Raw genomic sequence first — 13994 nt, forward strand, 5'->3', positions numbered from 1 at the left:
CTTTGTAAAGAAATATTAATACCAGAGCTACGCAAGAAGCTCATCTATGACAATTGCGCAAGCCTCAAAGGTAGAGGGATTGATATGCAGAGAGACAGAGTAGTGGTACACCTGAAAAGATATTATGCCAGGTATGGAACCAACGAAGGATATGCATTGTTCAGTGACTTCTCGAAGTACTTTGATAATATAGATCACGAGTTGCTCATCAAAGAGATGGGAAGAGTAATCAAAGACGAAGAGGTACTGAAAGAAGTGCAGCTCATTCTTGATGCATATAAGATAGATGGAAGTAAACTGTCAGACGAAGAGTTTGAGCTTTGCAAGAATGGAGTCTATGACTCGAATAAATATTATCGAAATCCAAAACAAGGACCTGAACGTTATATCAATAAGTCAGTAGGTATTGGCTCGGAGCTGTCGCAGATAGCAGGAGTATATTACCCGACTAGAATCGATAATTATGTAAAGATAGTCCGAGGCTGTACTGAGTATGGCCGATACAATGATGATTTTTACATCTTTCACCCCGATAAAGAATTCTTACTTGATGTATTTGAAGGCATAAAGGCAATAGCAAAAGAATTGAAGTTGCATATAAACGAGAGAAAGACAAGGCTGGTCAAACTGAACCAGCCTTTTGTATTTCTAAAAGTTAGGTATCACCTAACAGAAACAGGCAAGGTTCCTCGCTCGTATACGGCAAAGACGTTCATCAGAGAACGAAAAAAGCTCAAGAAATTCAAAAAGAAACTCGATGCTCAAGAGCTGACGATGGAAACAATTGAGGCTCAATATCGTTCCTGGAGAGGTCATGTTATGAGATGCCGTAACAAGCAGAGCAAGAATGCCAAGCCTATGTATAGTAACTGGAAAGCAGTTCAGACAACTGACAAGCTTTTTAAAGAACTTTTTGGTTATTTACCATAAACAAAGGAGGAATCAAAATGGCAAATGAAGAAACCACAGAGTTGAGTACAGAAATTGACTCAACAAGTAACCAGATAGCAGAGCTTAAGCTACAGCTATCATCACCCCATTCCCCAATAGGAGATTGGAAGCTGGCTAAAATAATGGAGTATAGAGCACTCGGTTACGATGATCCATACGATTTAGATGAGCTGGCGGCGGAAAGACAAAAAGTAAGAGACCAAATCAATGAGCTTGAAGGCAATCAGGTTGATGAATTGGTTAAGACGGAGTCTTAATAGATTTTTTATAGCGGGGATTAATAATGGCAGAGAGATTACTAGAATTATGTGACATCGTTGAGAGACTGTCGAAATTATGTAGTGAGCTAATTGATGAGCTTGCTCAGTACAAATGCATCGAAGCCGAAGAACAACGACTACATGAAATTAACGAATTGCAACTATAATAAAAAATGGAGGATGATGAATGAAATGACAACAATAGTTACGACAATAATAGTGGCAATATTTGCATCAACAGGATTTTGGAGCTTTTTGCAGAATACGCTCCAAAATAAAGGGAATAAGGACAGCGCGGAAAGTAAGATGTTAAAAGGCTTAGGGCATGACAGAATATGCTACCTAGGGGAGCATTACATTGAACGGGGTTATATCACGAAAGATGAGTATGAAAACCTCTACGACTACTTATATATCCCCTATAAAGAATTAGGTGGCAACGGTACTGCAGAAAAGATTATCAATGAGGTCATGAAATTACCAACAAAGTAGGTGAGAGTATGAAGACTAGCAATAAGATATTGATAGCCTTAGGATTAGGGCTGGTTCTGTTCACAATCTTAATGATTGTGATCTTTTTATATAAAGACTCAGTACCAGATACACTCATAACATGTGTATTCGCAGCATGTACGGGTGAGTTTAGTGTTTTGGGGTGGATAAAGACCACCAAAGAAAAGAACAGAAGAGAAGATGATCCAGAAGGAGGAGACGAAGAATGTCAGTAATTATTTTTTTAGCGCTGCTATTGTTCTTTGCAACAGTAACATCGCTGGTAACAGAAGCATTAAAGAAGGTGATCCCAGATTCGTTTAAAGGTTACAATCTTGTGGTAATGATTGTGGCTTTTGTAGTGGGATTCGTAGGAATGTTGATTTACTTCATGCTAAACCACATGTCGTTTGTGATTGATTATATTATATACGCATTCCTGATGGGATTGGCCACGTGGCTATCGGCGATGGTTGGATACGATAAAGTCAAAGAGACCATCGAACAATTATTTTTATAATTTATATAACGTTGACGGTTGCAGAGCACAATTGGTGTGTCTGCAACCGTTTTTAGTTTTAGAAAGAGAGGACAAAAAATGAATACAGTAGCACAGGCAACAGCACTTGCCAAATCAATGGTTAGCGGGAAGTATAGGTATCTGTATGGAGCTAAGGGAGAATTGTACACCACAGCCCTAGTCAATAAGCTTGCTGCTAAATACCCTAGTGTATTTACAGCCAGCCTTAAAGCAGAAGCTTTAAAAGATGCAGATAAGGGATATTACGCAATTGACTGTAGTGGATTTATCTGTGATGTCTTAGGCATATCTGATATGGGCTCTGCTCAACTTAAATCTACAGCAGTTAAAGTATTGAGTGTGTCAAAAGCAAATGCTCAAGAGGGTATGATTCTTTGGAAGTCTAGCCATGTCGCTTATGTTGGTGCAGACCTTAAAATCTACGAGGCAAAGTCAACAGCTAGTGATTTGACTGTGTCAACATGGGCTAGTAGAGCTAGCGCATTTACATACCTTCTAGTCGTAAAAGGTTCTGCACTTGCTAGTTCAACTACGACAACAACTACGACAACAACAGCGACATCGTCCACAAGCTATTATGCTAAATACACTGGCACAAGTTCGTCGCTAGTTACTGCTTTGGCAGCCGTTGGAGAGAAAGATACATCATACACACATAGAAAGAAGATAGCCGTAGCAAATGGCATATCAAACTATAGTGGCAAAGCTTCACAAAATACCACTCTTTTGAACTTACTAAAGAACGGTAAGCTTATTAAAGCATAAGGAGAAAAAATGGAGAAGTTCATCGCAATAAGGCATATGGTATCAGATTCAAGGCAGATATCATTAAATACCGCGTTCCCGTTGTACAAGATATTCCAATTAAAAACTGAGCTATTTTTAAAGCCCACCAATCAAAATGCAGAAACCTGCGAATGGTGGTTGAGACTCTATCATGGAGAAGCTACAAAAGACGATATAAGAAGAGTTGAGAGCGAATTTAAGAAGTACGCAATTGCGTAATATAGAACGGTGGCATTACTTAGGTTAATCCTGGGCAGCGCCACCGTTTTTCTATCATATGTGTCTAAAACAGGTATAACTAATGCGATTTTGCCAAGTTAGGAAATTAACCCCAGATTAATATTATATGTTGAAAATTCTCTCTCTCTTTTATGAAATGAGTGTTATAATGAGGTTAACATTCATTTATAGAAGGAGGGGGAATTTTTTATGTCTACAAGAATCTACGATTGCTTGAAGGCTATAAGTGAGAAAATAATCGACAACAAAGATTTTCTTACTGATTTAGACCGAGAAATCGGTGATGCAGATCATGGCGTTAATATGGCGCGTGGCTTTCAGGCAGTTATCGAAAAAGTTCCATCTGACCAGACAGATATAGGAGCAGTCCTAAAGACAACAGGCATGACTCTCTTATCTACAGTTGGTGGAGCTTCAGGTCCACTTTATGGTACTGCGTATATGGAAGCAGCCAAAGTTTTTGCGGGCAAATCAGAAGTAACTGGTGAGGATTTTAAATCAGGATTAGAAGCGGCAATTGCAGGCATTCAAAAGAGAGGTAAAGCAGTCAAAGGGGAAAAGACTATGCTTGATGCCTTGATGCCAGCTACAGATGCATTTTCAGAAAAGCTTGCTGGGGGAGCAAGTTTTGCTGATGCTTTAGATGCAGCATGTACAGCAGCAAATGAGGGTGTAGAATACACTAAAACAATTGCAGCAACAAAGGGACGTGCAAGCTATCTAGGTGAGAGGAGTATTGGTCATCAGGATCCAGGAGCAACATCACTTACTATGACACTAGAGACCATTCGTGATTTTGTAAAGGGTTAGTATGTAAAGGGGGAAAGTCATGGTAGGATTAGTTATTGTTTCACACAGCTGGAAAATAGCAGAAGGTCTGAAGGATTTGACTACAGAAATTGCACCTACACATAATGGAATCATTGCGGCAGGTGGTTTGGAAGATAAGTCCATAGGCACAGATGCAATTCGTATTTCCGAAGCAATCAAGCAGGCTAATGATGGGGATGGAGTAGTTGTTTTGGCAGATCTTGGAAGTGGGGTAATGAGTTCCGAGACAGCCATTGAGTTGCTTGAGGATGAGGGAATAAGAGTTCAATTGGCAGATGCTCCATTTGTTGAGGGGACAATCGCAGCAGCAGTAACTGCTATGGTTGGAAGCGATTTTGATGCTGTTTTAAAAGCAGCTGAAGACACTCGTGGCGTAAATAAAATTAATTAATAATGAGTAAAAATTTCTGTAGCTGTCAAACTCTAGTTTTACAGGAAGGAACCTGCAGTGACTGTAGATGACACTAGGTTTGATAGCGTAACAGAGAGTATTTAATCACTAGGAGGAGGTTAAATTATGAAGAAATTAATTAATGGTGTAGACAACATTGTTGATGAAATGCTTGAGGGAATGGTGGCAGCTTATCCACAGTATATACGTAGATTAGATGGCTTTGATGTTGTTGTTAGAGCTGGTGGCTCTGAGGGCAAGGTTGCTTTAGTTTCTGGTGGTGGTAGTGGTCATGAACCAGCTCACGGTGGCTATGTTGGTAAGGGTATGCTTGATGGTGCCGTTGCAGGAGCTGTATTTACTTCTCCAACACCTGATCAGGTATATGAGGCTATTAAGGCTGCAGATGGCGGCAAAGGAGTTCTTCTTGTAATTAAAAACTATACTGGTGATGTCATGAACTTTGAAATGGCAGCTGACATGGCTAGAGATGAAGGGATTGAAGTTGAGCAGGTAATTACAGCAGATGATGTTGCAGTAGAAAATAGTACATGGACAACAGGACGTCGTGGAATTGCTGGTACTATTCTTGTTCATAAAATTGCTGGTGCATGTGCAGAGGCAGGCGGTTCTCTTGCAGATGTTAAGAGAGTAGCAGAAAAAGTAATTGAGAATGTTCGTTCAATGGGTATGGCTATTGACGCATGTACAGTTCCTGCTGCTGGAAAGCCTAGCTTTGATTTAGCAGAAGATGAAATTGAAATCGGAATTGGTATCCATGGTGAGCCTGGTGTTAACCGTGAGAAAATCAGCACAGTTAATGATATCTCTGATAAACTTTTGGACAAGATTTTTGCGGAAGGCATTTATAATTCTGGAGATGAAGTAGCTGTTATGGTTAATGGCATGGGTGGCACTCCTCTTATGGAGCTGTTTGTTGCAAATAAACATATTAAGGATGTGTTAGATTCAAAGGGAATCAAAGTGGCTAAGACTTTAGTAGGAAACTATATGACATCTCTTGATATGGAAGGATTTTCAATTACCCTTCTTAAGGTTGATGATGAACTTAAGAAATTGCTTGATGCACCTGCTGATACACCAGCTTTTGTACAGGCTTAACGAAAAATATAATAAGAGCCAACTGTAGGTAACAAGCTCTGGGGTTTCTCAAGCAAAACATTTTGTTGAGCTGAGAAACACTCAGGCTTGTTGCCGTAACAGTTGGCTTTTTATTTATCGTAATTCCGAATATCCAAATGAGTTAACGATTGCATCAATTGGAACACCCTGCTTGCAAAGTGGGCAATCATGAAGAGGATATGACTGATAGTTTGGAATATCCTGATCGTGGAATACTGCAGTGATAGGAATATCCTGAACTGTATCAACTGCTGAGAAAATTGCACATGCACCACTGATTTTAGCTCCGTAATACTTTACACATTCTGCTAAGCTTTCTACCGTACGACCGGTGCTAAGTGAACCGAATAGTAGCAATACATTTTTATCACGGACAGCCATTTGCATATTATCGCGGAAAATGCTTTGGCCTGTGGATGTAAGCTCAGGAGAGGTTACATAAATTGTTTTGTGCTGATTGTAATTAGCAACGCCAGCTTTTGTAAGCTCCTGTGCTAGAAATGTACCGATAACTTCCATATCGTCGGCACAAACGATTGTATCTACAGGTGTAGATACTGAATAGTGCATAGCTAAAAGCTGAGCAACTCCTTGGGCTTCGTTACAACGAGTTTTCATTGTACCAATTTCCATGTAGTTGGTGATATGTGAGTGATTTGTAGCGAAGTGTCCTGGAATAATTTTAAGTGCTACTTCAGAATTTAATGGTGCCGGAATCTTAGTGTACTCTTTTAACATAATAAGCCCCCCAATGCTAATATTAAAAAGTGTTTCCTAACCAATATTATATTTACAGTATAGCATAGATTATTGAAAAAAATCATTTTTTCAATAATCCTACATATCTATTCAACAGCATATCCCAAATAAGACTTGAGTTTATCCAGGCAATCTAGTGCAGTCCTTCTTCCAATATCGTATACACGTTGAAGTTCATCTGGGTTATTTTCTGTGGCACCAATATTAAGAGGTGCTTCAGGTCTGATAACAAAAACATTTCCAGATTCCTCTCTGGATTTAACATAGGCTTTTTGCTCGTTATATACTTTATAGCGATTAGTCATTGTTTTAATCATGTTTTTGAATTTGCCAAGCTTTAATTTAATGAGCCACATGTGTTTTTGTGGCTTCTTAATATAATCAGCTGGCTGTGTTTCAATGACTAATATTTTGTCGCAACCTTGTTTTTCCATAAATTTCAGAGGGATAGAATCTGCCATTCCACCATCTAAGTATATGCCGCCATCTATTTCTACAGGGCGAGAGACTACAGGCATAGATGCTGAGGCTCTTATCCACTGAATATCAGCCCCTTCTGGAGTGTAATCCACATTATCGCATTTATGATATACAGCCTCGCCGGTATTTAGATCAGTGACAACACAATAAAAATCCATTGGATTATTGTAGAAGGTCTCAGTATCCCAAATATCAAGCTCGTATGGAAGCGTATTGTAGCAAAAATCTACATTATATACATCGCCAGTGGTAAAAAGTGAATGAAGACTTGCATAACGCTTATCATTGCAATATTTTTTGTTGTATCTAAGTGGGCGTCCCACCTGCTTTGATTTGTAATTTAAACCAAAAGTGGCGCCTGCGGAAACTCCAATAGCACTATCAAATGCTATCCCTGCGTCCATTAATACATCAATGACACCGCAGGTGAACATTCCACGCATTGCGCCACCTTCCATAACTAGTCCTTTTTTCATTATTATGTCCTTATATTAAGCCTAAAATTTTGTTACTCTGGGTAATTTGTAGCCAAATCACAAATGGTTTTTACACACATTTCTTCTCCAAGTAATCCGCTATCTAAGATAACGTCATACTCTCTAAAATCACCCCATGTTTTGTCTGTGTAATATTTGTAATATGTTTTTCTTTGTTTGTCCTTCTTGGCAAGTCGCTTTTCGATACTAACATTCTCGATGTTTTCATATCTTTCTAAGACACGTTTTTTACGGTGCTCCATGTCGGCATGAATCATTACATTCATACAGCGAACACCTTCTTTTCTGAGGATGTAGTCTGCGCAACGACCAACAATTACGCAAGGCCCCTTACTAGCACAATCAAGAATGACTTTTTTCTGTGCGATAAAAATCTCATCCTGTGGGCTTTGGAAGTACATTGTGCCAGCTGCTGAAATATCAAACCACATTGCTGTAGAAGATGTGTATTCACCTTGGGTTTCTATAAGCTCTTTTGCATATCCGCTTTCGATAGCGACCCTATTAACTATTTCCCCGTCATAGAATGGAATGTTTAGCTGTTTTGCTACAGCCTCGCCTATGCTATGTCCGCCGCTGCCGAATTCTCTACTAATTGTAATTACTGGATACATAGTGATTCCCTCCAATCTTTTTTCTTACCTATAGTTTAAAATTTTTCCGATAAAAAGTCAAAAAGAGTTCTATTTGTCTGATTATTGATATCATAGGCAAAATGGGCATTTTCTCCTGAATCGCCGCATATATCCACACCAATAATTTTCCTTGCAGAAAATAATTCTTTTAGTATAGAAATCATTTCATCCAAGGACATAGTGCCCTGGTCCCAATCCGTAATTGCGAATTTCTCAGAAAGTACGTCTTTATCGATTGAAATATAAATAGGTAAATCTGTTGGAATATCTTTTGCAGGAATCTCATTACCTACACCAAATGTAAATACATTTTTAAGATTTTCAAGGGTTTCCGTAGCTTCTAATACCCATCCACCACAGGAGGTAATATCGCCAAAACTAGGAGGCTGATTATCAGGATGATGATCAAATAAAACTAAGCTAAATGGGGTAGTGATTTTGTTAAGCCATAGAAGGCTCAGATAGTGGTAGTTTCCAGAATCGATGAAGTGAATTCCTTCAGATGGGAATTCCTTTATGCGTTCTATAATAGTTTCTTTTGCAGAGTCATCCAAATAACAACGAGTGCCTTCAAGGTCTCTGCAATCAACTATAGAGCAATTATTTATTTCTTTAAAGAATGACTGATACTCGTAAGCATCAGTCATTTTAATAATAGTAGTATTCATTAGTTTTTCATTATCTTTCCAGCATTTTTAGGTGTCTTATAGTGATAAGTAGTGAATAAGTCTCTCCAGATAGTAGGATGGAAGAGCATCAAAATAGGGAATAACTCTAATCTACCAGCTAGCATATCAAAAATTAGAACAAGCTTTGAAGGGCATGAGAAAAATGCAAAATTCTCAGCTGGACCAACTAGGCTAAGTCCTGGACCGATATTACTCATTGTGGCAATAACCGCTGTAAATATTGTAGAAAAATCAAGGTTTTCAAAGGAAAGTATAAATACACTTACGAAGAATATAAGCATAAATGTACCAAAAAATACGTTGTTTGAACGAATTGTCTCATGGTTAACTGGCTTGCCATCCATGATTGTTTTACGAACGCTACGTGGATGAATGTAACCAATAAGTTCTTTGTGCACAGCCTTTCCCATTAAAACAAAACGAGAAACCTTGATACCACCACCTGTTGAACCAGCGCAGGCACCAATAAACATAAGTAAAACTAAAACGCATCGGCTGGTTTGAGGCCACTGAGCGAAGTCTGCAGTAGAGAAACCAGTTGATGACTGGATTGAAGTAACCTGGAATGCAGCTTTTGTAAGTGCATCAAATAATCCAGCGCTACAGCTTAACGTATTTACGGTAATGATACCGATGGAAAGTGCAGTTAAGAAGGAATACATTTTAACCTCTTCCATACGAAAGGCTGTGCGGGCATGATGGAAAAGAATGTAGTAGTAAAAGTTAAAGTTGACACCAAATATAAACATGAAGACTGCTACAATCCATTGGCAGGCAACATTGAAGCCACCGATACTGCTAGAATAAATACCAAATCCTCCTGTACCTGCAGTAGCAATACCAGTATTTATCGCTTCGAATGGAGTCATTCCTGCTATAAGTAGAAGTATTATTTCAGCAGCACAAAGTCCAAGATATATTAAGTAGAGCATTTGTGCTGTGTTTTTTAGCTTTGGAACAAGCTTGCCAACAGAAGGACCAGGCGATTCAGCTTTCATAAGATTGAACTGAGAACCGTCGCCTCCGGCCAAAGGTATAACAGTAAGCAAGAATACTAATACACCCATACCACCAACAAGGTGTGTAAAGCTTCGCCAAAACAATGATGCATGGCTGAGAGCCTCTACGTTATGTAAAATAGAAGCACCAGTAGTAGTAAATCCGGAAACTGATTCAAATAAAGCATCTATGTAGTTAGGAATCTCACCAGTAAGCCAAAGTGGAATAGCGCCGATTACAGATAATACTACCCAAGAAGCACCAGTGCAGAAGAAACCTTCTTTTAAGTAGAAAGAAAACTTTTTAGGCTTGAAGTAGCTGTTAAGTATTCCAAGAACTAAGCATGGAAAAGCAACAAGAGCATAGTCAAACCAAACATTTTCATGATAAATAAATGCGACTATTATAGGTAATGTCAAAAACAGGCCCATGAAGCCTACAACATATCCTAAAATAAATCGAATTACGGAATTATTCATGTCCGATTACCTCAATGTATCTAATATTGTGCCGAAGCCAGTGTGAGTTGTTACAACCATTACAGTATCGCCAACTTCAATTGTATCTGAACCGCTAGGAATAATGATAGTTCCGTTACGGTTGATAAATGCAATAAGTACGTTATCTTTAAACTGAAGAACAGAAAATGGTACACCAACTGCTCGTGACTTTTCGCTAATATTAAACTCAATAGCTTCTACCTTTTGATCGAAAAGGTGGTAGAGGGTAAGAATATCATCACCGTCTCCTGACGCACTCTTGGCACGAACATATGCAATAATTGATTCTGCAGTAATGTGTCTTGGGTAAACAACAGAACCAAGGTTTAATTGTGATAAAACATTATCGAAGTTGATACGGTTAACCTTGGTAACAACCTTTGCATTGCTGACCTGGTTAGCATATAAGGTCAAGATAATGTTTTCTTCGTCAATTCCAGTAAGTGGAACAAAGGCTTCTGCGTACTCGATGCCTTCTTCTCTAAGAAGTGATTCATCGCCGCCGTCACCGTTTATAATAGTTGCCTTTGGAAGAACAGTAGAAAGCTCTTCGCAGCGCTCTTTACTGCGTTCAATAATACTAACGTCAATTTTTGCCTGAAGCAGTAGCTTTGCAAGATAATACGAAGCCTTGCCACCACCTACGATAAGGCAGTTCTTTACCTGACGAGTCTTGAAACCAATTTCATTAAGGAATGTACGGGCAAAACGTCTAGCACCTACAGCACATACGATATCATTTGCCTGTAAAACATATTCACCAGTAGGAATAATTACATCAGAGCCACGCTTAACTGCAGTAATAAGCACTTTGCTGGAAATAGCCTGTGATAAATCCTTTATGGCAAGACCAGACAAAATGTTTCCTTCCTCTATTTTAAATTCAACCATTTCAGCCTGCCCATGGGCGAATGAAGAAACCTCAAGAGTAGAAGGAAGTGAGAGAATAGATGATATTTCCCTTGCAGCTTCTAACTCTGGATTAATAATCATTACAAGACCAAGCTTTTCCTGAAGGTATGAAATTTCTTTTGAATAGTCTGGATTTCTAACTCGAGCGATAGATGCGCAATCACCTACCTGCTTCGCAATAGTACAGCAGAGAAGATTAAGCTCATCAGAGTTAGTAACGGCAATAATGAGATCGGCCTCATTAATACCAGCCTCAACCTGAGTGCTGTAGCTGGCACCATTTCCCTGAATGCCCATTATGTCGTAGAGATTTGTAAGATTGTCAATACGATCCTGATTTTCATCGATGACAACAATATTGTGTCCTTCTTTGGAGAGTCTATCAACAAGGGTGCGTCCAACTTTTCCGCAACCTACGATAATTATTTTAAGTCCTCTTTTTTTTGAGGATTTACCAAAAGCCATTTTATTGCCTCCAATTATTTATACTATTGGGAAGAAATTGCTTTAGCACAAAATCATCCATATCATAATTTAGTCTAAAAGAGGCAAAAGTGCAAGTTATATTCTAACATCCACTTTTCTTGTTATTTTCCTAGCATTTGTATATAAATCATTTAGGTACTGATTCTCTTTATCAAAGAACTTTGTAAACCTCTCTCGTTTGAAGTTTTTGGCTGCAGAATCATATACAGAAAGCGTGCCATCGCTATCAATACTTATACCTATTTTCTTTAACTCACTTTCGTATTGTGCGTTGAGATTTTTTATATTATTGGCGGCATTTTTGACTGCGGTATTGTTTGAACCATATTTTTGCGCAGACGATATAGTATAGTTAATAGTATCTGCAAAAGCCTTTAGTTTTTCTTGTACTTGGCTTTCAGACGCCTCTTCAAAATCAAAATCTTGAAGTTTTCTTACAGCATTGCGAAGTGCACTGGCATCTGCCATTGACAGAGTGCCTGTGGTAGCGTCTTTACGATTAGAAGTCTTCACCAGTGAATTGTAGTTATTATAATAAACACGTAATGTCAGTGAATTTGTAATACTTAAACTCATATAAAACTCCTTATAAAAAGTTTCACTTATCTTTATAATTTATCGTAAGAAAATGTTAAATTGTTAATATTTTCAGTTGAAGAAAAGCTAAATTTATACTATATTAGAGAAAATTTTAATAGTCATTTATTAGAAGGAGTGTCTAATGAACCAGGAAAAAGTCATTGTTATTGACTTTGGCGGACAGTATAACCAGCTGGTTGCTCGTCGCGTCAGAGAGTGTAACGTCTATTGCGAGATTTATTCTTATCGCACCCCTATTGATCAAATCAAAGAAATGAATCCTAAGGGTATTATCCTTACAGGTGGACCTAATTCTTGTTATGAGGATGGAGCACCTACTTACACAAAGGAACTTTTTGAGTTAGGAATACCAGTTCTTGGTCTTTGCTATGGTGCACAGCTTATGATGCATCTTCTTGGAGGCAAAGTAGAAAAAGCTCCAGTTCGTGAGTACGGAAAGACTGAAACATTTATTGATGGTGCTACAAATTCTATATTTGCAGGTGTTGAAAAGTCTACTATTGTTTGGATGAGTCATTTTGACTACATAAGCAAAGTCGCTCCTGATTTTGAAATCATAGCACACACAGCAGATTGTCCAGTTGCAGCAGCTGCATGCGAGGACAAAAAGCTTTATGCCATTCAGTTTCACCCAGAGGTTCTTCACACAGTTAAGGGTAAGGACATTTTATTTAATTTTGTTCGCAACATTTGTGGCACATCAGGTGAGTGGAGAATGGATTCTTTTGTTGAGCACACAATCGGTGAGATTCGTGAGCGTGTTGGCAATGGCAAAGTACTTCTTGCCCTTTCAGGTGGTGTTGATTCATCTGTCCTTGCGGCACTTCTTGCAAAGGCAATTGGAAAGCAGCTTACTTGTGTATTTGTAGACCATGGTCTTCTTCGTAAAAACGAAGGTGACGAAGTAGAAGGCGTATTCGGTCCAAATGGTTCATTTGATATTAATTTTGTACGTGTTAATGCAGCTGAGAGATATTATGCAAAGCTTGCTGGAGTTACAGAGCCAGAGCAAAAGCGTAAAATCATCGGCGAAGAATTTATTCGTGTATTCGAAGAAGAAGCCAAGAAGATTGGTACAGTAGACTTCCTTGCTCAGGGTACTATTTATCCTGACGTTGTTGAGTCTGGACTTGGTGGTGAGTCAGTTGTTATCAAGTCACATCACAACGTAGGTGGTCTTCCTGATTATGTTGATTTCAAAGAAATCATTGAGCCACTTCGCAATCTTTTCAAGGATGAGGTTCGTAAGGTTGGTCTTGAGCTCGGTCTTCCAGAATACCTTGTATTCCGCCAGCCATTCCCAGGCCCAGGTCTTGGAATCCGTATCATTGGTGAGGTAACAGCAGAAAAGGTACGTATCGTTCAGGATGCTGACTATATCTATCGTACAGAGCTTGCAGAAGCAGGTCTTGAGAAATTGCCAGATCAGTATTTTGCAGCACTTTCAAATATGCGTTCCGTAGGCGTTATGGGTGACGAGCGTACATATGACTACGCAGTAGTCCTTAGAGCAGTTGAGACTATCGACTTCATGACAGCAGAAGCTTCAGAGATTCCATTTGAGGTACTTCAGCGTGTAATGAGCCGTATCATCAACGAGGTTAAGGGTGTTAACCGCGTAATGTACGACCTTACATCTAAGCCACCTGGAACTGTAGAGATGGAATAAAACTTAATCGACCTGAGAACATTGAAAATTCAATGTCCTCAGGTCTTTTTTATTATCTAGTGACAATAAAATTGGATAAATTAGATCATATCCGTTAAATTGTTAAAATATGTGTTAGTATAAAAATAGTTGG

At 38.8% G+C, this 13994-nt stretch carries 19 protein-coding genes; 12 read left to right on the forward strand and 7 right to left on the reverse strand.

Annotated elements, in window-relative coordinates; translation table 11 throughout:
• From E7276_RS07805 to dhaK, 11 genes are all read left to right on the forward strand, one after another.
• A partial coding sequence (locus tag E7276_RS07805) for a reverse transcriptase domain-containing protein (protein WP_294215918.1) occupies positions 1 to 930 on the forward strand: 930 nt, incomplete at its 5' end.
• A gap of 17 nt (positions 931 to 947) precedes the next feature.
• On the forward strand, positions 948 to 1208 hold the full coding sequence (locus E7276_RS07810) for a hypothetical protein (RefSeq protein WP_294215922.1): 261 nt from the start codon (positions 948 to 950) through the stop codon (positions 1206 to 1208).
• Positions 1209 to 1234: 26 nt separating this feature from the next.
• A complete protein-coding gene (locus E7276_RS07815; RefSeq protein WP_294215925.1) occupies positions 1235 to 1378 on the forward strand; it encodes a hypothetical protein in 144 nt (47 codons plus the stop codon).
• Between the two features lie 25 nt (positions 1379 to 1403).
• Positions 1404 to 1703 (forward strand): hypothetical protein, encoded by a 300-nt coding sequence (locus tag E7276_RS07820; RefSeq protein WP_294215929.1) that lies wholly within the window; start codon positions 1404 to 1406, stop codon positions 1701 to 1703.
• A gap of 8 nt (positions 1704 to 1711) precedes the next feature.
• Positions 1712 to 1939 carry a hypothetical protein gene (locus tag E7276_RS07825; protein WP_294215933.1) on the forward strand — a complete coding sequence of 76 codons (228 nt, stop codon included), beginning with the start codon at positions 1712 to 1714 and terminating at the stop codon, positions 1937 to 1939.
• A complete protein-coding gene (locus tag E7276_RS07830; RefSeq protein ID WP_294215938.1) occupies positions 1930 to 2223 on the forward strand; it encodes a hypothetical protein in 294 nt (97 codons plus the stop codon). The genes E7276_RS07825 and E7276_RS07830 overlap by 10 nt, the downstream gene beginning before the upstream one ends.
• A 78-nt stretch (positions 2224 to 2301) precedes the next feature.
• On the forward strand, positions 2302 to 3009 hold the full coding sequence (locus tag E7276_RS07835; RefSeq protein ID WP_294215943.1) for a hypothetical protein: 708 nt from the start codon (positions 2302 to 2304) through the stop codon (positions 3007 to 3009).
• Positions 3010 to 3018: 9 nt separating this feature from the next.
• A complete protein-coding gene (locus E7276_RS07840; protein ID WP_294215947.1) occupies positions 3019 to 3249 on the forward strand; it encodes a hypothetical protein in 231 nt (76 codons plus the stop codon).
• 210 nt (positions 3250 to 3459) lie between these two features.
• Complete coding sequence (gene dhaL / locus E7276_RS07845; RefSeq protein WP_294215951.1) at positions 3460 to 4080, forward strand: dihydroxyacetone kinase subunit DhaL; 621 nt, start codon at positions 3460 to 3462, stop codon at positions 4078 to 4080.
• Positions 4081 to 4099: 19 nt separating this feature from the next.
• On the forward strand, positions 4100 to 4492 hold the full coding sequence (gene dhaM, locus E7276_RS07850; protein WP_294215953.1) for a dihydroxyacetone kinase phosphoryl donor subunit DhaM: 393 nt from the start codon (positions 4100 to 4102) through the stop codon (positions 4490 to 4492).
• A 126-nt stretch (positions 4493 to 4618) separates the two neighbouring features.
• The gene (gene dhaK / locus E7276_RS07855; RefSeq protein ID WP_294215956.1) at positions 4619 to 5614 is read left to right on the forward strand and encodes a dihydroxyacetone kinase subunit DhaK; all 996 of its coding nucleotides are present in this window, start codon (positions 4619 to 4621) and stop codon (positions 5612 to 5614) included.
• Between the two features lie 114 nt (positions 5615 to 5728).
• On the opposite strand, the gene E7276_RS07860 is transcribed toward dhaK, so the two are convergent.
• The 7 genes from E7276_RS07860 to E7276_RS07890 all read right to left on the reverse strand — a co-directional run bounded on the left by E7276_RS07860 (position 5729) and on the right by E7276_RS07890 (position 12168).
• Positions 5729 to 6373 carry an orotate phosphoribosyltransferase gene (locus E7276_RS07860; RefSeq protein WP_294215957.1) on the reverse strand — a complete coding sequence of 215 codons (645 nt, stop codon included), beginning with the start codon at positions 6371 to 6373 and terminating at the stop codon, positions 5729 to 5731.
• A 107-nt stretch (positions 6374 to 6480) separates the two neighbouring features.
• Complete coding sequence (locus E7276_RS07865; RefSeq protein ID WP_294215959.1) at positions 6481 to 7350, reverse strand: patatin-like phospholipase family protein; 870 nt, start codon at positions 7348 to 7350, stop codon at positions 6481 to 6483.
• 32 nt (positions 7351 to 7382) lie between these two features.
• Positions 7383 to 7985, reverse strand: a complete 603-nt coding sequence (locus tag E7276_RS07870; RefSeq protein WP_294215961.1) for a cytidylate kinase-like family protein — start codon at positions 7983 to 7985, stop codon at positions 7383 to 7385.
• Positions 7986 to 8020: 35 nt separating this feature from the next.
• On the reverse strand, positions 8021 to 8674 hold the full coding sequence (locus tag E7276_RS07875) for a hypothetical protein (RefSeq protein ID WP_294215964.1): 654 nt from the start codon (positions 8672 to 8674) through the stop codon (positions 8021 to 8023).
• Positions 8674 to 10173 carry a TrkH family potassium uptake protein gene (locus tag E7276_RS07880; protein WP_294215967.1) on the reverse strand — a complete coding sequence of 500 codons (1500 nt, stop codon included), beginning with the start codon at positions 10171 to 10173 and terminating at the stop codon, positions 8674 to 8676. Before E7276_RS07880 ends, E7276_RS07875 begins: the two co-directional genes overlap by 1 nt.
• A 6-nt stretch (positions 10174 to 10179) precedes the next feature.
• Complete coding sequence (gene trkA, locus E7276_RS07885; RefSeq protein ID WP_294215975.1) at positions 10180 to 11571, reverse strand: Trk system potassium transporter TrkA; 1392 nt, start codon at positions 11569 to 11571, stop codon at positions 10180 to 10182.
• A 96-nt stretch (positions 11572 to 11667) separates the two neighbouring features.
• Positions 11668 to 12168, reverse strand: coding sequence for a hypothetical protein (locus tag E7276_RS07890; protein WP_294215978.1), 501 nt, complete (start codon positions 12166 to 12168; stop codon positions 11668 to 11670).
• A gap of 145 nt (positions 12169 to 12313) precedes the next feature.
• On the opposite strand from E7276_RS07890, the gene guaA reads away from it, so the two are divergent.
• The gene (guaA, locus tag E7276_RS07895; RefSeq protein ID WP_294215980.1) at positions 12314 to 13861 is read left to right on the forward strand and encodes a glutamine-hydrolyzing GMP synthase; all 1548 of its coding nucleotides are present in this window, start codon (positions 12314 to 12316) and stop codon (positions 13859 to 13861) included.
• Positions 13862 to 13994 lie beyond the last annotated feature (133 nt).

The sequence above is a fragment of the Pseudobutyrivibrio sp. genome (assembly GCF_015057185.1).
Taxonomy (GTDB): Bacteria; Bacillota; Clostridia; order Lachnospirales; family Lachnospiraceae; genus Pseudobutyrivibrio.